Annotated in this window: 20 protein-coding genes; 14 read left to right on the top strand and 6 right to left on the bottom strand. The window is 70.8% G+C overall.

Annotated elements, in window-relative coordinates:
- Window positions 1–155: 155 nt before the first annotated feature.
- Window positions 156–1,682, bottom strand: a complete 1,527-nt coding sequence (locus ETAA1_RS10715) for an NHL repeat-containing protein (RefSeq protein ID WP_238389411.1) — start codon at window positions 1,680–1,682, stop codon at window positions 156–158.
- A 225-nt stretch (window positions 1,683–1,907) separates the two neighbouring features.
- On the opposite strand from ETAA1_RS10715, the gene ETAA1_RS10710 reads away from it, so the two are divergent.
- The 3 genes from ETAA1_RS10710 to ETAA1_RS10700 all read left to right on the top strand — a co-directional run bounded on the left by ETAA1_RS10710 (window position 1,908) and on the right by ETAA1_RS10700 (window position 5,245).
- Entirely contained in the window at window positions 1,908–2,714 is an 807-nt protein-coding gene (locus ETAA1_RS10710; RefSeq protein WP_145237440.1) for a BON domain-containing protein, read from the top strand.
- Between the two features lie 106 nt (window positions 2,715–2,820).
- The gene (locus tag ETAA1_RS10705) at window positions 2,821–3,579 is read left to right on the top strand and encodes a metallophosphoesterase family protein (RefSeq protein WP_145237437.1); all 759 of its coding nucleotides are present in this window, start codon (window positions 2,821–2,823) and stop codon (window positions 3,577–3,579) included.
- Between the two features lie 88 nt (window positions 3,580–3,667).
- Complete coding sequence (locus ETAA1_RS10700; RefSeq protein ID WP_238389410.1) at window positions 3,668–5,245, top strand: ArnT family glycosyltransferase; 1,578 nt, start codon at window positions 3,668–3,670, stop codon at window positions 5,243–5,245.
- A gap of 5 nt (window positions 5,246–5,250) precedes the next feature.
- Here the strand turns inward: ETAA1_RS10700 and ETAA1_RS10695 are convergent, their stop codons facing one another.
- Window positions 5,251–6,282 (bottom strand): type II secretion system F family protein, encoded by a 1,032-nt coding sequence (locus ETAA1_RS10695; RefSeq protein ID WP_202920818.1) that lies wholly within the window; start codon window positions 6,280–6,282, stop codon window positions 5,251–5,253.
- Between the two features lie 56 nt (window positions 6,283–6,338).
- Here ETAA1_RS10695 and ETAA1_RS10690 point away from each other — a divergent pair, with 56 nt between their 5' ends.
- From ETAA1_RS10690 to tpx, 3 genes are all read left to right on the top strand, one after another.
- A complete protein-coding gene (locus ETAA1_RS10690) occupies window positions 6,339–6,686 on the top strand; it encodes a DUF309 domain-containing protein (RefSeq protein WP_145237433.1) in 348 nt (115 codons plus the stop codon).
- Window positions 6,683–7,360, top strand: coding sequence for an LON peptidase substrate-binding domain-containing protein (locus ETAA1_RS10685; RefSeq protein ID WP_145237431.1), 678 nt, complete (start codon window positions 6,683–6,685; stop codon window positions 7,358–7,360). Before ETAA1_RS10690 ends, ETAA1_RS10685 begins: the two co-directional genes overlap by 4 nt.
- Window positions 7,361–7,438: 78 nt before the next feature.
- A complete protein-coding gene (gene tpx, locus ETAA1_RS10680; RefSeq protein ID WP_145237429.1) occupies window positions 7,439–7,960 on the top strand; it encodes a thiol peroxidase in 522 nt (173 codons plus the stop codon).
- Between the two features lie 40 nt (window positions 7,961–8,000).
- Here the strand turns inward: tpx and ETAA1_RS10675 are convergent, their stop codons facing one another.
- The 3 genes from ETAA1_RS10675 to ETAA1_RS10665 are packed head-to-tail and all read right to left on the bottom strand — an operon-like array spanning window position 8,001 to window position 10,855.
- A complete protein-coding gene (locus tag ETAA1_RS10675; protein ID WP_238389409.1) occupies window positions 8,001–9,098 on the bottom strand; it encodes a Gfo/Idh/MocA family protein in 1,098 nt (365 codons plus the stop codon).
- A 51-nt stretch (window positions 9,099–9,149) separates the two neighbouring features.
- Entirely contained in the window at window positions 9,150–10,046 is an 897-nt protein-coding gene (locus ETAA1_RS10670; RefSeq protein ID WP_238389408.1) for a UDP-3-O-acyl-N-acetylglucosamine deacetylase, read from the bottom strand.
- 59 nt (window positions 10,047–10,105) lie between these two features.
- The gene (locus tag ETAA1_RS10665) at window positions 10,106–10,855 is read right to left on the bottom strand and encodes an OmpH family outer membrane protein (RefSeq protein ID WP_145237425.1); all 750 of its coding nucleotides are present in this window, start codon (window positions 10,853–10,855) and stop codon (window positions 10,106–10,108) included.
- A gap of 245 nt (window positions 10,856–11,100) precedes the next feature.
- Here ETAA1_RS10665 and ETAA1_RS10660 point away from each other — a divergent pair, with 245 nt between their 5' ends.
- From ETAA1_RS10660 to ETAA1_RS10645, 4 genes are all read left to right on the top strand, one after another.
- Entirely contained in the window at window positions 11,101–11,538 is a 438-nt protein-coding gene (locus ETAA1_RS10660; RefSeq protein WP_145237423.1) for a carboxypeptidase-like regulatory domain-containing protein, read from the top strand.
- Between the two features lie 67 nt (window positions 11,539–11,605).
- Window positions 11,606–12,052, top strand: a complete 447-nt coding sequence (locus ETAA1_RS10655; protein ID WP_145237422.1) for a tellurite resistance TerB family protein — start codon at window positions 11,606–11,608, stop codon at window positions 12,050–12,052.
- Window positions 12,053–12,130: 78 nt separating this feature from the next.
- Entirely contained in the window at window positions 12,131–14,251 is a 2,121-nt protein-coding gene (locus tag ETAA1_RS10650; protein ID WP_145237420.1) for a S46 family peptidase, read from the top strand.
- A gap of 59 nt (window positions 14,252–14,310) precedes the next feature.
- On the top strand, window positions 14,311–15,018 hold the full coding sequence (locus tag ETAA1_RS10645) for a Uma2 family endonuclease (RefSeq protein ID WP_145237419.1): 708 nt from the start codon (window positions 14,311–14,313) through the stop codon (window positions 15,016–15,018).
- Window positions 15,019–15,025: 7 nt separating this feature from the next.
- Here the strand turns inward: ETAA1_RS10645 and lexA are convergent, their stop codons facing one another.
- Complete coding sequence (gene lexA / locus ETAA1_RS10640; protein WP_238389407.1) at window positions 15,026–15,652, bottom strand: transcriptional repressor LexA; 627 nt, start codon at window positions 15,650–15,652, stop codon at window positions 15,026–15,028.
- Window positions 15,653–15,837: 185 nt separating this feature from the next.
- Here lexA and ETAA1_RS10635 point away from each other — a divergent pair, with 185 nt between their 5' ends.
- From ETAA1_RS10635 to ETAA1_RS10620, 4 genes are all read left to right on the top strand, one after another.
- Window positions 15,838–16,986 (top strand): M20 family metallopeptidase, encoded by a 1,149-nt coding sequence (locus ETAA1_RS10635; RefSeq protein WP_145237416.1) that lies wholly within the window; start codon window positions 15,838–15,840, stop codon window positions 16,984–16,986.
- A 130-nt stretch (window positions 16,987–17,116) separates the two neighbouring features.
- Window positions 17,117–17,278 carry a hypothetical protein gene (locus tag ETAA1_RS31800; RefSeq protein WP_202920817.1) on the top strand — a complete coding sequence of 54 codons (162 nt, stop codon included), beginning with the start codon at window positions 17,117–17,119 and terminating at the stop codon, window positions 17,276–17,278.
- A 70-nt stretch (window positions 17,279–17,348) separates the two neighbouring features.
- Window positions 17,349–18,044, top strand: coding sequence for a TraR/DksA family transcriptional regulator (locus tag ETAA1_RS10625; protein ID WP_145237414.1), 696 nt, complete (start codon window positions 17,349–17,351; stop codon window positions 18,042–18,044).
- 44 nt (window positions 18,045–18,088) lie between these two features.
- Window positions 18,089–20,554, top strand: a complete 2,466-nt coding sequence (locus tag ETAA1_RS10620; protein ID WP_145237412.1) for a PEP/pyruvate-binding domain-containing protein — start codon at window positions 18,089–18,091, stop codon at window positions 20,552–20,554.
- The last annotated feature ends 60 nt before the right edge of the window (window positions 20,555–20,614 follow it).

Genomic DNA, 20,614 nt, shown 5'->3' with positions numbered 1-20,614 from the left:
ACGGCCGCGAGCGGCGTGTCGAGCGTACGGGGCGAAAGGAATGGGGTTGTGGGCGGAAGGGGAAAAGGTCGAGCCCGGTTGACACGGCGCCAATCGGGCTTATATACAGATGTATACTCAATTCCGGAGGAGTCAAATCTCCCCGGACCGATTTTCTACTCCCGCACGATCTTCAACACCCGCCCGTTGCTGGCATCCGAGATGTACAGCTCGCCCGTCCGCGGGTGGACGATCACCCCGTGCGGCTGGTTGAACTCCGCCGCGCGCGGGTCGCCGCCCACGCCCGCGGTGCCGCGCCGACCGGTTCCCGCGACCAGTTCCAGCTCACGCTTCGCCGGCAGGTAGCGGACGATGCGGTGGTTCTCGGTGTCGGCGATGAGTACGCTGCCGTCGCGGTCGATGCACAGGTGCTTGGGGCCGTTCATGGCCGCCGCGAGTGCCGCCCCGACGCCCGAGCCGGCGCGGCCGGTGCCGGCCACGGTGCGGATGCGACCGTCCGGCGACACCACCCGCAGGGCGTGCCCGCCGCGTTCGAGGATGTACAGGTTGCCGGCCCGGTCCACGGCGTGTGCCCGCGGGTCCACCAGCGGCTGACTCGCCGCAGGCTCGCCGTCCTTCGGCACGCCCCTCTCCCCGTTGCCGGCCACCGTGCTCACGACGCCCGTCTTCACGTCGATCTTGCGGATGCGGCGGTTGTCCAGGTCGGTGACGTAGCACGCGGTCCCGGCGGGGTCGAACGACACGCAGAAGCAGCCGCCGAACTTCGCCTTCAGCGCCGGCCCCCCGTCGCCGCTGAACCCCTTCTCGCCGGTGCCGGCGAAGGCCGCGACGGTGCCGGTCTTGGGGTCGAAGGTGCGGACGCAGTTGTTCCACGTGTCGGCGAGGAAGACGCGGCCGTCCGGGCCCACTGCTAGGCTGTGCATGCCGTTGAACGTCGCACGCTCGCCGGGGCCGCCGTCGCCGCTGTGCCCCTTCTTCCCGAGCGTGCCGGCAAGGGTTGTCAGCTTCCCGTCGGGGGTGAGCGACCGCAGCCGTTCGCCCTTCGCCATCTCGACGATGAAGGCGGTGCCGTCCGCGCCGAAGTCCACGCCGAACGGTTGCACGAGCAGCGACTTCGTGGCGACGGGGTCGTCCGCCTTTCCCCCGCCGGCGACGAGGACGAGCTTTTCGGCCCTCGCGGCGGGCGACTTGATCGGCTCCAAGACGTAGCCGATCGGGTTCCCCTTCGGGTCGGTGAACGACCTCGGCCGCTCCGGCACGTCGCCGCGGGCGGCGTCGTACTTCACCGCGTCCGTCCCCCAGGTTCGCACCCAGCGGGCGTTCTTCCCCTCGAAGCGGATGATGCCCACCTTCACCCGGTCGCGGCCGGCGTCCTTGAACCGGAAGTCCAGCCACATCGGGTCGGCCTTCGCGTTCAGGGTCAGTTCGCCGACCCACTGCTGGGCTTCGTTGTCCCAGTCCGTTTGGAAGCCCGCGGTCGCGGGGCCGGCCGGTGTCAGTCGCGTGAACAGGTCCCAGGTCAGGCCACCATTCGGGTCGAGCTGCTTCTCGCGCGGTAGCTCCGAACTGATCTCGCGCCAGTGGCCGGTGAGCTTCGCCTTCACGGCCGCGTCGTCGGGCCGGGGCTGACCAGAGACGACCGCGGCGAACCCGAACACGGCGGCGAGCGTGAGGCGGCGCATGGTTCCCTCGGCGGCGGGTGCCCTCACAGCTTACCCGACCGGTCGCCCTTCGCCGAGCGGACGTGCTTCGCTACCCGGCGCGCGCGGACCCACAAATCCGGCAAGTGGCGCGAATCGGGCTCAAGTCCGGTTCTCGGAGTCGTCCGGACGGTGAAGAATGAACACGCGGGCCGGACGACTGGTGACGGTCGTCCCGCCCGGTCGGTCCGCACCGGGAGGCACACCATGTTACCCGCCCGCGAATCTCCCCCAGGCCGCTACCGCCAGCTTGCCGCCGCAGCCCTGCTGGCCGCGACTGCAGCCGGGCTGGTGTCGCACGGCCGCGCCGCGGACGGTATCGCCGTCGACGACGTGAAGCTGGCCCGCGACGCTCTCGCCGTGTTGGACGCCGACCCGGCGCTGCGGGATTTCATTCTCGTGGTCAGCGTCGTGGACCGGGTCGCGGTGGTGGGCGGTCCCGTCGGCACGACCGCGCAAAAGACCCGGGCCGCCGACCTCGTTCGCGCCGTGCCCGGTGTCCGCGAGGTGCGCAACGGCTGCTTCGTTCAGATCGGCTCGGAGCCGCTGCTGAAGTCGAACCTGTCGGCGGCGCGGCCGCTGCCGGTGCTGCCGCCTGTGGTGATCCCGCTTCGGCCGGGTTCGACCGCAGAGGCGCCACCGACGGGCGACTTGATCGCCGCCGCACCGCAGGCCGAGCCGCTAACGGGCGAGCGGTCGGTGGTCGCCCGCCGGCCGGCGAATCCGGGGGAGAACATCCTCCAGCCACCGGTGGCGTCATCGCCCGCGGCGTCGGCGGGGGTGTCGCCTTACCCGCCCGGCGTGCTCACCACGCGGCCGGCGTTCGCCGAATCGGTGGAGACGGCCCGCCGCTCCGACACCCGCTTCGCCGGCCTGCGGGCCGAGTTCCGCGACGGCGGAACGGTCGTCATCACCGGCACGGCCCGGCGGCCGGCCGACGCCTGGGACTTCGCCGATCTGGTCCGCGGCGTGCCGGGAGTGACGCGGGTAGCGGTCGGGCCGGTCGGGCGATAGCGGTCGGGTTGACCTCTCGGGTAAAATGGGCTTTCGCGCGGATTTCCCCATCTCGCTCTGCCCGCGCGTCGAAAGTGGTTCTACAATCCACGGGCAAGGAGTGCCCATGCGCGTCCTGCTCCTGGCCGACATTCACGGCAACCGGGCCGCCCTCGAGGCGATCCGCGAACCCCACGACCTGTGTCTGGTACTCGGCGACCTCGTGGACTACGGTCCCGAGCCGGGCGCCTGCGTGGACTGGGTCAAGCGCCACGCCCACGCCTGCGTCCGCGGCAACCATGACCACGGCGTCGCGCAGGACGTCGAAGTGCAGGGCGTCGGCGGCTTCCGCTTCCTGACCGCCTGCACCCGTCCGTTCAGCGTCGCGGCGCTGAACCCGTGCCAACGCCGCTTCCTCGCCGACCTGCCGACCTCGCGGATGGTGAACGTCGAGGGGCGGCGGTTCCTGCTGGTCCATGCCACGCCGCGCGACCCGATGGACGAGTACGCCCCCGCCGACCCGGCGTTCTGGGCGCCGCGGCTGGCCGGCCTCGGGGCCGATTTCGTGTGCGTCGGCCACACGCACCAGCCGTACTCGCTGGACGTGAACGGCACGACGGTGATCAACCCCGGGAGCGTCGGCCTGCCGCGCGACGGCGACCCGCGGGCCGGCTACGCCGTGCTGACGGTCACCGAGGCCGGCGTGCAGGTGGAGTTGAAGCGGATCGAGTACCCGGCCGACCAGACCGTGAGGGCGCTCTTCGCCAGCGCGATCGACCCCACGGCCAAGCAAACGCTCGCGGATCTGTATCAGGGCGGCCCGAACGTCAGCCGCTGGACCGGCCGGTCGGGGGGAGCGCCGGTGCCGGCCACCGCGGCGGGTTGAGCCTCACGTCTCGCTCGCCCACAACCCCGGGTTGACCCCAACCCCCGCTCCGGGCATAACCCCTCCGGCTTTCGGACCGGAGGCGATCGTGACCGAACCCCGCACGCCGCTGGCGTGGCTGCCGTTCCTGTTCACCCGCGTCCTGTTCCCGGGCACCGCGGAAGCCGACACGCGCGTCCGCGTCTCCGCCCTGCTGGTCGTGCTGCTCCTGCCGGCCGCCCTGCTCTACCCGACGCGCGGGTTCTACCTGCTGGAGCCGGACGAGGGCCGCTACGCCCAAATCCCGCGCGAGATGCTGGCGAGCGGCGACTGGGTCGTGCCGACACTCCAGGGCGAGGCGTACCTCGACAAGCCGCCGCTGATGTACTGGCTCGTCGCGCTCAGCTACCGCGTCTTCGGCGTCAGCCCCGACGCGGCCCGGCTCGTGCCCGCGGTGTGCGTCCACCTCACGATTCTCGCCGTGTACCTGCTCGGCCGCCGCAGCGTCGGTGAGCGGCCGGCGTTCTGGGCGGCGTTGCTCCTGAGCGTCGCGCCAGGCTTCGTCGCCGTCGCCCGGTTGCTGCTGCTCGACGGGCTGCTCGTGCTGTGCGTCACGCTGTCGGTGATCGCCGGCTTCGAGGCGGTGCGGACGGGCCGGCTGAAACTCGGCTGGTGGCTCGGCTCCGCGGCCGCGTCCGGGCTCGGGTTCCTGACGAAGGGGCCGATCAGCGAAATCCTGCTATTCGTGCCGCTGTGGGCGTTCGGGCTGCTGACCACCGGCCGGCTGATGGCGGTCGTGAAGCCGCGGCACTACGCCCTCTTCGCGGCCGTGGTGGTGGCGGTGAACCTGCCGTGGTACGTCGCCATCTACCAGCGGGAGCCGGCGTTCCTGAAGCACTTTTTCTGGGAACACAACGTCCAGCGGTTCCTCCAGCCGTTCGACCACCTCCAGCCGGTGTGGTACTACGTGCCCATCCTCGTCGGCGGCCTCTTGCCCGGCACCGTGCTGTTCGCCGTCTACCTGCGGAACCTCCTGACCGGCGGCCCCGACGCGGCGGCGCTGCGGAGCCCGGCCGGCGGCTTCTGGCTCCTCGCCGGCGGGTGGTGCGTGCTGTTCTTCAGCGTGAGCGGGAGCAAGCTGCCGACGTACGTGCTGCCGGCGTACCCGTTCCTGTGCCTGGCGCTCGGCGAGTTCGTGGCCCGCACCCGCTGGCACGCCGCAAGGTCGACACGCGCCGGCGTCGTGGTGATGGCGGGGTTGCTGCTCGGGGTGATCCACGTCGGGCTGCCGTGGTACGCGGAGCAGCGGTCGCCGTTCGGCCGGCCGGACCTGGTGGCGCGGTTCGTGACGGAGCCGGGGACGGTGGTGAGCTTCCCGCGGAACTGCGACTCGCTCGCGTTCTACGCCGGCCGGGCCGACTTCGACCGCGTCCGCACGAAGGACGCGAACCAGTTGATCGTCGATTGCCACCACCGCGAGCGGACGGTGATCCTGTTCACGCACCGCGACGCGCTCGCCGGCTTCCGCAACACGCTGCCGCCGAGCCTGGAGATTGCAGAGGCCGTGAGTCTGCGGCGCGGCACAGGCGTGGGGCTCGTCGACAAGCTGATCGGCTCGACGCCCTGGGGGTTGTGCGACGTGGCCGTGGTCGTGCCGCGGCGCGGTGACGCGGACGGCGGGCAGTAGCGCGGTTACAGCCCCTTCATCGCGGCGTCGTACTGCCCGAACACGCCGCGCGCGATGCTGAAGATGGCCACGATGATGAACAGCGCCCCGAGCGCGTACAGCGCCCAGCCGGTGTACTGGGCCGCCGCCTTCAACTGCCGGCTCCCCTCCTCGCGGTAGCTCTCGGACAGCCGGTCGCACACCTCGGTCATCATGCCGGCCTCCTCCGCGCCGAGGATCGAATCCTTCACCTCGTCGGGGAACGGGGCGCCGCTCGCCTCCAGGGCGTCGTAGATGGCGCCGCCCTTCTTCACGACCGCCACGGCCCGCGGCTCGCCGCGCATGAACACCGAGTTCGCCGTCGCCCGGAAGCTGTAGCGGAGCACGTGCTCGGCCCGCAGGCCGGCCTCGTGCGTCATCCGCACGGCGATGAGGAAGCGGTGGATGGCGAAAGCCTTCAGCGCCCCGCCCCACGCCGGCACGATCAGCAGCGCCCCCTCGATCTTCGACTTCCACTTCAGGCTGTTCAGCGCCGCCCGGATCAGGAGGATGGCCCCGCCGACGAGCCCGAACGACACCGCCATGAACGTCAGCGCCCCGGCCGTGCCGGTGAGGCCGATGCCCGTCACGTCCACCGGTTTGGGCGACAGCATCCCCTGCACGAAGATCAGGAGCGTGACGATGACCACGGCGGCGACGAACTGGATGGCCGGGTACACCATCTGGGCGCGGAAGTCGCGGCGGACGCGGTCGGCGGTCTCGTAGTAGATGGTGAGTTCGTCGAAGGTGTCCACGAGCCGGCCGCTCTTCTCGCCGACGGCGACCAGTTCCAGGAACAGCGGCGGGAACCGGTCGCGGTACGGCTCGAAGGCGTCTTCGAGGCTGCTCCCCTTCTCCAGCTTCGCCGCCACGTCGCGGGCGATCTCGCGCAACGGCCGCGGGCCGGACTTGGCTTGCTGCTTGAAAATCCGCACCGGGCTGAGGCCGGCCCCGAGGCTGTGCTTGAGGGTCCGGCACCAGGCGACGAGAGCCGGCAGCGGGCACTTCGCGGTGAACATCGGTAAGACACCCGGGTGCGGTTCGGTCCCCCGATACAGCATACCCGGTTCCGCCGATGCCCGACACGCCGGACCCACGCTACCTCGCCGGGATCGACCTGTTCAACCGCGGCGAGTTCTTCGAAGCCCACGACGTGTGGGAAGAACTGTGGACCGACTGCCCGGCCGCGGACCGGCGATTCTACCAGTCCTTGATCCAGGCGGCCGTTGCTCTCTACCATTGGGGCAGACGGAATCCGGCCGGCGCCGAGCGGCTGTTCGCGTCCGGCCGGGCGTACATGGCCCCGTTCGCCCCCCACCACCACGGGCTCGCCGTGGACGACTTCTGGCGGCAGGTCGAGGCCGCGCTGGCCGACCCGCCCGGCCCGCCCCCGCGGATCGCCCTCACCCCCGGTACCCCATGACCGACGACCTGGCGGCGCTGGCGAACTTCGACGGCCACGTTCGCCTGTTCCCGTTGCCGAACCTGGTGCTGTTCCCCCACGTCGTCCAGGGGCTCCACATCTTCGAGCCGCGCTACCGGCAGTTGATGGCCGACACGTTGCGGGCTGACGGCACGTTCGCGCTGGCACTCCTCCATCCCGGGTGGGAGGACGACTACGACGGCCGGCCGCCGATCGAAGAGGTGGCGTGCCTCGGCCGCGTCGGCTGGCACGAGAAGCTGGCCGACGGCCGCTACAACCTCCGCCTCCGCGGCCTGTCTCGGGTGCGTTTGATCGAGGAAGTGCCGACCGACCGGCAGTACCGTGTGGCCCGCGCCGAGTTGATCCCCGACGTGGCCCCCGCCGACCTGGCGCGACTGAAGCGATTACGGAGGGCGCTGGCGGAGGCGGTGACGCCGCACTTCACGGCGGACGCTTCGGCCCGTCGGCAGGTCGAAGACCTGTTCGGCGGCGACCTGCCGCTCGGTCACGTCTGCGACATCCTGGCGTACGGGCTGCCGCTGCCGTTGGAGGTCAAGCAGTCGCTGTTGAGCGAGCCGCACGTCGACCTGCGCGCCGAGCGGATGACCGACGCGCTGAAGTCTTCGGCCGCGCGGGTGGGCCGGCGGTTCCCGCCGGATTTCAGTGCGAACTAGGCCGGAATGTCCACCGGTTGCAATCGGCGGGCGTCGCCCCTACGCTGAGCCACGTCCCCACTCCCCCGGAGGTCGGCGATGAGCACGAAGCGCGAAGGTGCGGTCACGTTCAAGGGCGGGCCGGTCACCCTGGTCGGGCCGGAGGTGAAGGTCGGCTCGAAGGCGCCGGACTTCAAGTGCCTGAACGTCCTCTCGCCGGTCACCCTGGCCGACACCCCCGCCAAGGCCCGGCTGTTCAGTGTGGTGCCGTCGCTCGACACGCCGGTGTGCAGCATGCAGACGAAGAAGTTCGAGGACGCGCTGAAGGGGCTCGGCGACTCGGTCGCGGTCTACACGGTGAGCCTGGACCTGCCGTTCGCCCAGAAGCGGTTCTGCGGCGCCGAGGGCGTGACGAGCATGACGACGCTGTCGGACGTCCACAACCACTCGTTCGGCGAGAACTGGGGCGTGCTGATCGAAGGGCTGCCGCTGCCGCTGCTCGCCCGGTCGGTGTTCGTGGTGGACAAGAGCGGCACCGTGACGCACGCCGAGTACGTGAAGGAAGTGACCAGCGAGCCGAACTACGAGACGGCCGTCGCGGCACTGAAGGCCGCCGTTTGATCCGCCGCTTGCAGTGTAGCGCTACGCCGCAAGCGGCAACTCAGGCCGCTTCGCGGCGCTCGCTCGTGGGCTGGAACAGCCACCCGGTCGGCTTCGGGAACGCGCCCGGCCCGACCGGCCCCTCGGGGCTGCCGTTCCAGGCGTGACACCGCAGCGCCCCCAGCACGCGCTCGGCCAGTTCCAGCGCGTCACGGCCGTCCTCGCCCGTGACGCGCGGCCGCCGGCCGGTCTTCACGCAGTCCACGAAGTGCCGCAGCTCGCTCGTCAGCTGGTCGCACTTGCGGTCCTCGTCGCGGTGGAGCACCTGTAGGTACCGCCCGAAGACTTCGTCCTTGAGCCGCGCCCGCGCCGCGGCGTCCATTTTCTCCGGCCGCAGGCCGTACCGGCGCAGCTCATCACCGGGTTGCACCAGCGTCAGCTTGCGGGTCACGAAGTCGATGCCGGCGTACCCCTCAGGGGCCCAGATTCGCAGCCGCCGCTTGGCCCGCTGGCTGATCCGGCTCGCCGTGACGTGCGCGACGCAGCCGTTGTCGAATTCGAGCCGGGCGTTCACCATGTCCTCGTGCCCGCCGAACACCGACGCCCCGACCGCCGACACGCCCCGCACCGGGCCGCCGATCAGCGCCAGCAGCAGGTCCAGGTCGTGGATCATGAGGTCTAGCACGGCGCCGATGTCGACGCTGCGGCCGGTGTACGGGCCGTGTCGCTCGGCCTCGACGAACTTCGGCGTGATCGGCCGGCGGAGGAGGTCTTCGAACGCCGGGTTGAACCGCTCGATGTGCCCGACCTGGAGCGGCACGCCGGTCTTCTCGGCGAGCGCGATCAGCTCGTCGGCCTCGGCCAGCGTGCGGCAGATCGGCTTCTCGACGAGCACCGGCACCCCGGCCCGCAGGAACTCCGCGGCGACGCGGTGGTGGTAGATGGTGGGGGTGACGACGCTGACGGCGTCCACGCTGCCGACGAGCGGCTCGAAGTCGGTAAATGGGGTGGTGTCATGGCGGGCCGCGATGACGCGGGCCTGCTCGGCACTGTTGTCCACGACGCCGACGAGTTCCACGTCCGGAAGGCCGGCGAGGATTCGGGCGTGGTGCTGCCCCAGGTGTCCGACGCCGACCACCGCCATCCGCACGCGCGTCATGCCATCCTCGGTGTCGTGCAAGCCGCGGCGTCCTGCCGGGCTGGTGTGACGTCAGGCGGCCCGCCGGGTCGGCGGCCGGCACGCGGGCTTCGTCGCACGGGCCGCGCCCGCCAACGTGGCCGCAAGTCGGGCGTTCAGCGCGTGGCCCGACCGGTAGGCGACCACGTGGCCGACGAGGTCGAACCCGCACAGGGCCAGATCGCCGACCATGTCCAGCACCTTGTGCCGGGCCGGCTCGTCGGCGAACCGCAGCCGGTTGCCGACGGGGCCGCGGCGGCCGAACACCAGCACGTCGGCCGCGGTCAGGTGCTTCCCGACCCCGGCCGCACGGATGGCGTGCGCCTCCGCCTCTGTCAAGAATGTTCGGCAGGAAGCGACCTCCCGCACGAAGTTTTCTGGAGTCAGTTCCAGAGTGTGCGCCTGCGGCGGGATTGGCGCCCCCGGCCCGTAATCGAGTCGGTAGCTCAGCATCAGCCCCTCCCGGTCCGACGGGTGAAGCGCGACCGTGGCCCCGCCGGCGGTGAAGACGCAGGGTTCGTCCACGCCGCAGATCGGCCGGCGGGCCGTTTGTAGGGTGGCACCGGCGGAGGCGAGCGCGGCGACGAACCCGACGCACGACCCGTCGAGACCGGGGGGTTCGGGGCCGTCGAGTTCGACGACGCAGTTGTCGATGCGGAGGCCGGCCAGGGCCGCGAGCGCGTGTTCGACGAGGGTGACGCCGGCGTCGGGCGGGCCGAGTGTGGTGCGGCGCTCGGTGGCGGTCACCATGTGGGCCGCGGCGGGAATCAGCGGCGTGTTCGGCAGGTCGGTGCGGCGGAAGGCGAGACCGGTGTCGGCGGCGGCGGGCAGGAAGCGGGCGGTGACGCGCCGGCCGGCGACGAACCCGGTGCCGCTCACTTCGGCGGGGCCGGCGAGGGTGCGTTGCTGGCGGTAGCCGATGACGCGCACGGTGCGATCTCCGGGAGCGAGGCCGGCGGCCCGGAAGGTCCGGGCCGCCGACGGTGTCGTCACATCTTGCCGGGCACCGGCGGGGCGCCCATCGGGACCGGGCCGCCCGGGGCCGCTCCCGGCTGCGGGCCGGGGGCGCTCGGCGGGCCGGTCGGGATCTCGGCGCCGGCCGGGACCGCCGGGGCCGGGTTCCACTTGTTCAGCGTCTGCACGACGACGCCGGTCAGGTCCACCTGCGGGTGCACGAAGAACGGCTGGCACGCCGGCGGCTTCAGCTTCAGTTCCTTCAGGTACGGGTTCTTCTTCTCGTCCTCCGTGACCGCGTCCGGGTACGCCAGGACGAGGTGGTAGCCGTTCATCTCGGCCGTCTTGTCCACGACGAGCTTGATGTCGTCGTACAGGCCGGAGATGATCCCGCTGGCCTTCTCGTTGAGCACCTTGTCCACGTCGCGGCTCTTGTCCTCGATGCGGCGGGCCAGCTCGACCATCTGCTTGCCGTACTGGTCCTTGACGGCCGGGTCCGGGGCGGTCTGCATCGACTGCTGGAGCTTGATGTAGTCGGCCCGCCACTGGACGAGGTCCTTCGACATCCCCTTCCGCTCTTCGCTCAGCTGGTAGACCTGCCACTTGGCCTTGCCGTAGTCGCGCATCACGGCGGCCATGTTGAACACGGCGACGGTGGGGCGGCCGCCCTGCGGCGCGGGGGCCGGGGCGCCCGGCTGCTGGGCGCGGCCGGCGCCGGCGAGGAAGATCGCCCCGCCGAGCCCGACCAGGGCGGACAGGTACACGTACACGCGCTTCACGTCCATGCCTCCTCTGCCCGGTGCGGTGCGGGCGGGGGTTCCGGTCCCCGTCCGCACCCCGACCGCGGCGGCCGCGTGCGCGGGCCGTCTTCGCGGCGTCCTTTGGGTGCCGTGGCCCGGGGGTAATACCCCATCCCCCCGGGGGCGTCAACCGGAAGAACGCGGCAGTCCGCGGTGCCGGCGAGAGAGTTCGCCTGAACCGATTCGGGGGGTTGTGCCGATAGGGAAAGTGAGTCCGCCCAGGGGGTGTCATGCGCCGCGTGTTCCGCCTGCTCGTGCCGCTGCTGTCGCTGGCCGCCGGGGCCGGCGCGGTCGCGCTCCAGGGCGGGTGCGGGCCGTCGAAGCCGGCGCGCGAACTCACCGTGTGCGGCCGCCTCACGTTCCAGGGCCGGCCCGTCGCCGGCGGTACGGTCGTATTCACCCCTGACCCGGATCACGGCGGCACCGGGAAGCCGCTCCGCGCCGCCACCGCCGGCGACGGCACGTTCACCCTCCGCGCCGCCGAGGGCCCCGTACCGCCGGGCTGGTATCGCGTGGCGCTGGCGCCGTCGCCGGGGGAAACGACCGACCCACCGTTCCCGCCCCAGTTGCGTCGGCCGGACCGCTCCGGACTCGTCCGCGAAGTGACGACGGGGAAGGATCACGTCTTCGAGTTCGCGGTCGAAGTACCGCCGCCGGTCGGTCCTTGACCCGACCGACGGGCCGGTTAGAGTAGAGCGACCCGATTCATCCCGTTATCCGAGCGAGGAGAGCGCCGTGGGCCTGTTCGACAACCTCTTCGGCGGCAGCGAGAGCAGCGGCCGCGGCATCACCAAGCACGAAGCGTTCACCGGCATCCTCCTCGCCGCGGCCGCGGCCGACGGCCACATCGCCGACGAGGAGGCCCGCAGCCTGTGGACCACGATCGAGCGCATGAAGCTGTTCAGCAACTTCACCCCGGACAAGTTCAACCGGATGATCGACGTGCTCCTGAAGATTCTCAAGAAGGGCGGCCCCGAGCTGCTCATCGAGAAGTGCGTGCCCGAGGTGCCGGACGAGCTGCGCGAGACGGTGTTCGCCAACGCCTGCGACATCGTACTGGCCGACGGCGTCGTCGAGGACGAGGAGCGGGAGCTGATCGAGAAGTTGCAGAACGAGCTGGAAATCCCGGGCGACGAGGCGATGGACATCGTCCGCGTCATGGTCATCAAGAACCGCGGCTGACGCCGGATACAATCAGCACACCCGAAGCCCACCCGCCGCGGCCGGTGGGCTTCTTCGTTTCTCACCACGGACCACGCCATGCGACTGTTCCGCCTCGCGGCACTGGTGCTGGCCCTCGGGGGCACGGCAATGACGGCTTCCTCGGACGAGGGGATGTGGCTCCTCAACGACCCGCCCCGCCAACTGCTCAAGGACCGCCACGGGTTCAACCTCAGCGACGCCTGGCTCGACAAGGCCATGAAGGCGAACGTGCGCCTGAACAGCGGCGGCTCGGGCGGCTTCGTCTCGCCCGACGGCCTGCTCGTGACGAACCACCACGTCGCCGCCGACTCCATCCAGAAGCTCAGCACGCCCGGCCGCGACCTGTACCGCGACGGCTTCCTGGCCCAGACCCGCGACGCCGAACTGAAGTGCCCCGACCTCGAACTCAACGTGCTGCAGAACATCACCGACGTGACCGCGGGGGTGAACGCGGCCGTGACCACGGACATGACGCCCGCCCAGGCCGCGGCCGCGCGGCGGGCGGCGATGGCGAAGGTCGAGAAGGCGTCGCTCGACGCCACCGGGCTGCGGTCGGACGTGGTGACGCTTTACAACGGCGGGCTGTACCACCTCTACCGCTACAAGAAGTTCACGGACGTGCGGCTCGTCTTCGCCCCGGAGAAGAGCATCGCCGGGTTCGGCGGCGACGTGGACAACTTCGAGTACCCGCGGATGAACCTCGACGTGTCGTTCTTCCGCGCCTACGAGAACGGGCAGCCGGCGAAGACGCCCGACTTCTTCCGGTGGAACCCGGACGGCCCGAAGGAGGGCGACCTGGTGTTCGTCACCGGCCACCCCGGCACGACGAACCGGCTCGAAACGCTGGCGAAGCTGAAGCACCGCCGCGACCACACGCTGCCGTACACGCTGACCCGGCTGCGGGCTGTAGAGGCGGCGTTGCACCAGTACGGCGAGCAGGGGCCGGAGGAGCACCGGCAGGCGGCGACGGCCCACCACAGCGCCGCTAACGCCCGCAAGGCGTTCAGCGGACAGCTACAGGGGCTCCTCGACCCGGAGGTGATGAAGCAGAAGCAGCAGGCCGAGCGCGACCTGCACGCCGGCCTCGTGGTCGGCTCGCACCAGCACCGAATGATCCCCGGCTTACAGGACGCGAAGATTCACGCCGCCCCGACCGACTACCTGGACGCCATCGACCGCGTCGCGGCGCTGCAGGCCACGCTTGCCGGCTTCGAGCGCGAGCACCTCCTGATCGAAACCGGCCACGGCTTCACGTCCGACCTGTTCACCGTGGCCCGCCACCTTGTCCGGCTGGCGGAGGAACTGCCGAAGCCGTCGGCCGAGCGGCTGCGCGAGTACCGCGACTCCAACCTCGACTCACTGAAGCTCCAGGTGTTCAGCCCGGCACCCGTCTACCCGCCGCTGGAGCGGGTGAAGCTCCAGACGGCGCTCACGTTCCTGGCCGAGCAGTTGGGGGGCGCACACCCGTCAGTGCGGCTCGCGCTGGGCGGGAAGAACCCCGCGGGCCGAGCCGACGAACTCGTCCGCGGGTCGAAGCTCGCCGACGTGGCCGAGCGGAAGCGGCTCGCGGACGGCGGCAAGGCCGCGATCGACGCCAGTACCGACCCGCTCATCCGGCTGGCGAAGGCGCTCGACCCCGAGGCACGCCGGCTGCGCACCCGGTTCGAGACGGAGGTCGAGGAGCCGGAGCGACAGGCGTACGCGGAACTCGCCCGGCTGCGGTTTCTGGCTCTGGGCAAGAGCGTGGCCCCGGACGCGACGTTCACCCTGCGACTGGCGTTCGGCGTCGTGAAGGGCTACGACGTGGACGGCGAGAAACTGCCGTTCCACACGACGCTCGGCGGCGCGTTCGACCGCCACACGAAGCTCGGCGGCTCGGAGCCGTTCGACCTGCCGAGGCGGTGGCTGGACGGCAAGGCGAAACTGGACCTGGCGACGCCGTTCAACTTCGTGAGCACGGCCGACACGATCGGCGGCAACAGCGGCAGTCCGGTGCTGAACCGCGCCGGCGAGCTGGTGGGCATCAACTTCGACCGCAACCGGCACGGCCTGGTGCGGAACTTCGTGTACACCGAGGTACAGGCCCGTCACGTTGCCGTACACTCGCGGGCCGTGCTGGAAGCACTTCGGAAGTTGTACCCGGCTGAGGCGCTGGTGAAGGAACTGATCGGTGGCTGACCGGCGTTGTTCGCAGCCATGGCGTGGGGCATAATGGGTATGAGTCGTCGGAGTACACCATGTCGGCCGTCGCCGCCGGAACCCGGTATAGGTCGTTTGCGGACATTCTGGCGCGCGTGGGTCACGTCCCGCCCGAGCGGATCCTCCCACACCCGGAGCCAGGTACCGCCACACCGGAAGATGCGTTCGACCCGAAAATCGTCGGCGACAGGGGCGTCGAAGTTGTGGGTGGCGTCCTCGTGGAGAAGACCCTGGGAGTCTACGACGAGTACATCGCGTCTCGGCTCCTTGGTCTGCTCTTGACGTTTATGCACGAGCACAATTTGGGGGCCGTCACCGGTTCGCAGGGGGGGTACTGGTTCGCGTCGGACACGATGCGCATGCCCGACGTTTCCGTCGTCCTGTGGGAAAGCCTGGACGATCCCAACGACATCGAGGAGCGGGGCGAGGCGTTCCTCCGCACAGCGCCGGATTTGGTCGTCGAGGTTCTCAGCCCGAGCAACACCGCTCGCGAGATGGAGATCAAACTCGGCGACTACGCCAAGGCCGGCGTGCAACTCGTGTGGTATGTCGATCCCGACCGGAAAGAAGTGGTTGTGTACCCGAAGGCCCGGACGAGGGCCAGAGTGACTCTCACCGTCGGCGACACGCTCACCGGCGACCCCGTGCTGCCCGGGTTCACGCTGTCGGTGGCGAAGCTGTTCGAGAAGCGGGCTCCTGCCGCACGGAAGGGCGGTAAGAGCCCGAAGAAGCCGAAGAAAGGTTGACCGCCGGTCAGCACTTGCGGATGACGCCGGCGAGCAGGCCGAGAATCTGCACGTCCTGCCGGGCCGGGTCGACCACGATCGGCTCCATCGCCGCGTTCATCGGGTGGAGCAGAATCTGGTCCTTCTTCCGCTGGTACTTCTTCAGCGTCATCGCCCGGTCGACCATCGCCACCACCTTGTCGCCGTTCTCGCACGTCTCGCGCTTGCGGATCACCACGTAGTCGCCGTCGGCGATGTGCCCGTCGATCATCGACTGACCCTTCACCTTCACGACGTACAGGTCGTCCTCGCCGAACAGCTCGCGCATCTCCAGGCGGTCGTCGGTCTCCTCGGCCTCGATGGCCCGGCCGGCGGCGACGACGCCCTTGAGCGGCAAGCTGAACCCGCCGGCGGACACCCCGGGGATGGTGATGCCACGGGCCTGGGCGCGCTGCTGGTTGTCGCGCTTCTCGACGCGGTTGATGTACCCCTTCTTCTGGAGCGCCTTGAGGTGGCACATCACGCCGTTGGGCGACGAGATGCCGAACGCCTCACAGATGTCGCGGATGGCCGGGGGAAAGCCTTTGGTCTCAATCGTCTTGCGGATGTAGGCGTAAATCTGTTGCTGTTTGTCGGTCAGGGCGGTGTCACTCACGGCGGCCTCCGGGGGAGTTGTGTGCGTCCGGTCGGCCTCCGCCGGCGCGGCTGGTGTGATCGTCAACATGCGTCCATCCTGAATGGAAGTCTAATCCACACTTGTACAGATGGCAAGCGCGGAATTCCAGGTCGGTTGACCGCCCGCGGCCGGCGGGCGATGATAGGTGGCGTCAAGGAGTGCCGATGACCCCCGCCGCCACCCTCGCCGAGCTCGTTAGTCGCCCGTCCGTCAACCCGATGGGCCGGACCGACCTCCCTGCCGACATCCTCTACGAGCACCGCGTCACCGACTACCTCCACGGCCGGCTCCGCGACCTCGGCGTGAGCGTCGAGCGGTACGCCGTCCGCCCCGGCCGCGACAACCTCGTCGCCTTGTACGAACCGCCCGGTACTCCGGCCTTTTCCACGGTCTTCGAGTGCCACCAGGACACGGTGCCGGTGGACGCCATGACGGTCGAGCCGTTCGCCGCTCGTGTCGAGGGCGGCAGGCTCTACGGCCGCGGGGCGTGCGACGTGAAGGGCGGCGCCGCCGTCATGCTCGCCGCGTTCGAGCGGCTCGTGCGCGAGAAACCGGCCGGGTCGGCACGCGTCACCCTCGCCTACACCGTGGACGAGGAACACACCTTTCTGGGCGTCCAAGAGCTCGTCACGCGCGGCCTCGCGGCCGACTCCGCGGTCGTGGCTGAGCCGACGCTCCTGAACATCGTCAGCGCGCACAAAGGCGTCGTCCGCTGGGTCGCGGAGACGGCCGGGCGGGCGTGCCACAGCTCGCGCCCCGAGAACGGCGTGAACGCCGTCTACCGCATGGCGCGCATCCTTACCGCGATCGAGCGATACGCGACGGAATTGCAAGCCCGCCCGCCGCACCCGTCGCTCGGGCCGCGGACCACGTCGGTCGGCCGCATCACCGGCGGCGTCAGCCCGAACACGGTGCCAGACGTGTGCCGCATCGACATCGACCGCCGGCTTCTTCCGGGCGAAACGGCCCAGGCCGCGGCCGCCGACCTGGAGGCGTTCCTGAAGGCCGACCCCGTTATCGACTTCCCGTTCACGCTCTTGCAGTCACACGCCGCGTGCCCGCCGCTCGACCCAGCCCGCTCCGGCGAACTGGCCGCGCGCCTCGGGGCCGCCATCGACGCCGTCGCCGGCCGGCACGAGGTTCACGCCGTGCCCTACGGGACCGACGCCTCGACCCTCTCGGGGGGCGGCATTCCGGCGGTCGTGTTCGGCCCCGGTGACATCGCCCAGGCGCACACGAAGGACGAGTGGATCGACCTGGCACAGCTCGACCCCGCGGCGGAAATCTTGTTCCGCTTCGCGTGCGCGAAGTGATCCCATCCCGACGTGACAATCCGGCGCCGACGCATTAGAGTAACCCCATCACACGGACGGCGTCGGAACGGCTGGGGAACGTGAGCCGCGGCCGGGCTCGGGACCGGGAGACCGGTCAAGGGGGAACACCGTGAGCATCGTTCGCATGGGGATGGCCGAGGACGGGAAGTTCGGGAGCGGGTACGAGGCGATCTTCGGCAAGGGCGGCAAGAAGCCCGCCGCCAAGCCGGCCGCGAAGGCGGCGACCCCGACTCCGACGGCGAAGAAGAAGCCGGCGGCGAAGAAGAAGTAAGCGGCACGCCGGGTGCAACCGTGTCCGCCCGCCCCGCCGGCCCGGGCGGGCCGAACCGGAGTACCCCGCCATGACGAAGACCAGGACGAACCGCTTTCGCACGCAACTCCGCGCCCTGGCCGACCGCGTCGGGGCGACCGCCGCCGGGCTCGAAGAGCAAGTCCGCACGCCGACCGGCGGCGAGAGCGCGGGCGGACTCTCGAACGCTCCCCTACACCTCGGGGACGTGGGGTCCGAGGTCTACAATCAGGAACTGAACGCCACGCTGCTGGAGAACGAAGCACACCTGCGGGGTGAGGTGCAGGCAGCCCTGGACCGTCTCGACTCGGGCACGTTCGGCACCTGCGAGGCGTGCGGCCGGGCGATCGGCGAGGAGCGGTTGGAGGCGCTGCCGTACGTCCGCCACTGCGTCGGCTGCGCGGCGAAGATGCAGAGCGGCGCGGCGGTGAACCTGAACTCCGGCCGGCCCACGGCTTGGCAGTCCACCCTCGACGACACCGACATCGACGGCGTCCAGAACGACGACGTTCACGCCGCCGGGACGCCCGGCGGCGGTGGCCCCGAAGGCGGACTGGCTGGCACTAATTCCGGCCGCGGCAATCCCGCCGACGTATCGAATCTCGAAAGCGCGATGGGCAGCGGCCAGTTCGACGAGCGGACGGAGGGCGCCGCCGAGGACGACGGGGCGCACGCCGGCAGTTCGGGCGGCGCGGTCGGCGGCTTCCCGGCGAACAAGCGCTCCGGTTCGGCAAAGCGGCCGCGTTGAGTGCCCGCCCCACGCCGCGACCGGTCCGTGCCTAGAATTGCCGCATGTCCGACCTGCTCCCCTTCCTCTCCGTTACTGCCGCCGACGCCCCCCGCGTCGGCGGCAAAGGCTTTTCGCTCGGCCGCTCCATCGCCGCCGACCTGCCTGTACCGCCCGGGTTCGTCGTCACCACCGACGCCTACCGCCGCCTACAGCCGACCGGCGTTCACTCAGACGCCGCCTTCGTCACCAGCTTCGCGGAATACCTGCGGCAATTGGGCGATTGCCCAGTCGCGGTCCGGTCCAGCGCCACCGGCGAGGACGGCAGCGAAGCCAGCTTCGCCGGCCAACAGGAAACGATCCTCGGCGTCCGGGGCCTCGACGCCGTTCTGGACGCGGTGGAGCGCTGTTGGGCGTCGCTCCACACCGAACGGGCGAAGGCGTATCGGGCGAAGCAGGGCGTGGACGACTCAGACCTGGCGATGGCGGTCGTCGTGCAGGAACTGGTGCCGGCCGACGCGGCCGGCGTGCTGTTCACCCGCGACCCGCTCGATACCACCGGCCGGCGGATGCTGGTGGAAGCGGCGTGGGGGCTCGGCGAGGTCGTGGTGTCCGGCCGCGTCACGCCCGACCGCTTCACCCTGGACCGCGACAGCGGCGCCGTCCTCGACCGACGGCTCGGGGCGAAGGACGTGCGCGTCGGTGTCGCCGGCGAAGAAGCGGTGTCGGACGCCGACCGCGCCCGCTTCTGCCTCAGTGACAGCGAGCTGTCACGACTCGCCGACCTGGGCCGGCGCGTGGAGGCGTTCGACGGCGAGCCGCGCGACATCGAGTGGGCCGTCGCCGGCGGCCGGGTGTACCTGCTGCAGTCGCGGCCGATCACCGTCGCCACCGCGGCCGACCGCGAGACGGCGCTCCGCGAGTCGGTGGAGGACCTCCGGGCGAAGGCGGCCCCAGGCGGCACGGTGTGGGTGCGTTACAACCTGAGCGAGGTACTACCGGCGCCGACGCCGATGACGTGGGGGGTTGTTCAACGGCTACTCGCGGCCGACGGCGGGTTCGGGGCCATGAACCGCGACCTGGGGGCGCCGCCCGACCCGGGGTTGGGGGCGCTGTCGGCGTTCGACCTGGTCGCCGGCCGGCCGATGGCGAACCTGTCGCGGATGCCGCGGATGCAGGGGGCGCACCCGCCGTTCGAGTACCCGTTCGCCGCGCTCAAGGCCGACCCGCGGAAGGCGCTCGACCCCAAGCCGACGCTCAACCCGCTGGCCGGCGGCGGGCTGATGGGGTGGCTACGGCTGCCCGCGACGGTGTGGCGGCTGACGCGGCTGATGTCGCGGACGAAGCGCGAGGCGGAGACGTTTGCGGAGCGGTTCACGACCGAGATCGTGCCGCCGTTCGTGGCGGCGGCCCGGGAGGCGCTGGCCCGCGACTGGGCGCGGGTGCCGTCGTCCGCACTCGTCGCCGCGGTCCAGGAGTGGACGCAGCGGACGCTCGTGGACTTCGCCCGGCACAGCCTGAAACCTACGGTCTTCGCCGATCTGTGCTGGAGCACACTGGTCGAGCGGCTCAAGCCGGCGATGGGAGATGAACGGGCCCGCGCGGCTGTCGGCGAGCTGAGCCTGGGGGCACAGCCGCCCGCGGACGCGCACCTCGCCGGCGGGCTGCGCGACCTGGCCGCGGGTACGCTGGGCCGGGAGGAATTCTTGGAGCGGTTCGGCCACCGCGGCCCGAACGAGATGGAACTGAGCCAGCCGCGCTGGGCCGAGGTGCCGCACCAACTCGACGCGCTGGTCCGGTCGGGCGACGGCCACCGGTCGCAACCGGCGGGCGCGACCGAATCCTGGGACCGCGTCGCCGCCGAGGCCAAGTTGACCGGCACCGCGAAGGCGCAGGCGGGCGTGTGGGTGAATCGCTTGCGGACGTACCTCGGACTCCGCGAGGCGGCGAAGCACTACTTACTTCTCGGGTACGCCGTCATCCGCCGGGCGCTGGTCACGATCGACCGCCGCTACGGCTTCCACGGCGGCGTCTTCTACCTGCTGCCCGACGAACTGCCGCTCGTCATCGCGGACTGCTACACGGACCTGGCACCGGGGATCGCGCAGCGGCGAAAACGGCGGCAGGCGGAGTTGTCGCTGGAGGTGCCGCCGGTGCTGTTCAGCGACGATCTGGAGGCGATCGGCCGGCCCCTCCCCGCGCCCGACGGCGGCGACGTGCTCACCGGCGTGGCACTGTCCGCGGGGACCGCCGAGGGGCCGGCGCTGGTGCTGACAGAGCCGACGGCGCCGCCGACGGAGGGGGGCTACGTGCTGGTGTGTCCCTCCACCGACCCGGCGTGGGTGCCGCTCTTCGCGCGCGCCGCGGGGCTGGTAATGGAGACGGGCGGCGTCCTGTCGCACGGGGCGATCGTGGCGCGCGAGTTCGGCCTGCCCGCGGTCGCCGGGTTGCCGGGCGCGGTGCGGCGGCTACGGACGGGGCAACGGGTGCGCGTCGACGGTGGGTGTGGGACGGTGACGGTGCTGGAGTGAACAGGGCACGGGGGCGAGTCCGCATGCGGCTTGGCGTCCTGCAGCGCTAAGCCGCAAGCG

Source organism: Urbifossiella limnaea, from assembly GCF_007747215.1.
Taxonomy (GTDB): domain Bacteria; phylum Planctomycetota; class Planctomycetia; order Gemmatales; family Gemmataceae; genus Urbifossiella; species Urbifossiella limnaea.
This window is presented reverse-complemented; position numbering and strand designations above follow the sequence as displayed.

What these genes read in the sequence shown, in the direction of transcription:
- ETAA1_RS10715 (WP_238389411.1), bottom strand. Translation starts at nt 1,682, where the DNA reads ATGCGCCGCCTCACGCTCGCCGCCGTGTTCGGGTTCGCCGCGGTCGTC.
- ETAA1_RS10710 (WP_145237440.1), top strand. Translation starts at nt 1,908, where the DNA reads ATGTTACCCGCCCGCGAATCTCCCCCAGGCCGCTACCGCCAGCTTGCC.
- ETAA1_RS10705 (WP_145237437.1), top strand. Translation starts at nt 2,821, where the DNA reads ATGCGCGTCCTGCTCCTGGCCGACATTCACGGCAACCGGGCCGCCCTC.
- ETAA1_RS10695 (WP_202920818.1), bottom strand. Translation starts at nt 6,282, where the DNA reads ATGTTCACCGCGAAGTGCCCGCTGCCGGCTCTCGTCGCCTGGTGCCGG.
- ETAA1_RS10690 (WP_145237433.1), top strand. Translation starts at nt 6,339, where the DNA reads ATGCCCGACACGCCGGACCCACGCTACCTCGCCGGGATCGACCTGTTC.
- ETAA1_RS10685 (WP_145237431.1), top strand. Translation starts at nt 6,683, where the DNA reads ATGACCGACGACCTGGCGGCGCTGGCGAACTTCGACGGCCACGTTCGC.
- tpx (WP_145237429.1), top strand. Translation starts at nt 7,439, where the DNA reads ATGAGCACGAAGCGCGAAGGTGCGGTCACGTTCAAGGGCGGGCCGGTC.
- ETAA1_RS10675 (WP_238389409.1), bottom strand. Translation starts at nt 9,098, where the DNA reads ATGACGCGCGTGCGGATGGCGGTGGTCGGCGTCGGACACCTGGGGCAG.
- ETAA1_RS10665 (WP_145237425.1), bottom strand. Translation starts at nt 10,855, where the DNA reads ATGGACGTGAAGCGCGTGTACGTGTACCTGTCCGCCCTGGTCGGGCTC.
- ETAA1_RS10660 (WP_145237423.1), top strand. Translation starts at nt 11,101, where the DNA reads ATGCGCCGCGTGTTCCGCCTGCTCGTGCCGCTGCTGTCGCTGGCCGCC.
- ETAA1_RS10650 (WP_145237420.1), top strand. Translation starts at nt 12,131, where the DNA reads ATGCGACTGTTCCGCCTCGCGGCACTGGTGCTGGCCCTCGGGGGCACG.
- ETAA1_RS10645 (WP_145237419.1), top strand. Translation starts at nt 14,311, where the DNA reads ATGTCGGCCGTCGCCGCCGGAACCCGGTATAGGTCGTTTGCGGACATT.
- ETAA1_RS10635 (WP_145237416.1), top strand. Translation starts at nt 15,838, where the DNA reads ATGACCCCCGCCGCCACCCTCGCCGAGCTCGTTAGTCGCCCGTCCGTC.
- ETAA1_RS10625 (WP_145237414.1), top strand. Translation starts at nt 17,349, where the DNA reads ATGACGAAGACCAGGACGAACCGCTTTCGCACGCAACTCCGCGCCCTG.
- ETAA1_RS10620 (WP_145237412.1), top strand. Translation starts at nt 18,089, where the DNA reads ATGTCCGACCTGCTCCCCTTCCTCTCCGTTACTGCCGCCGACGCCCCC.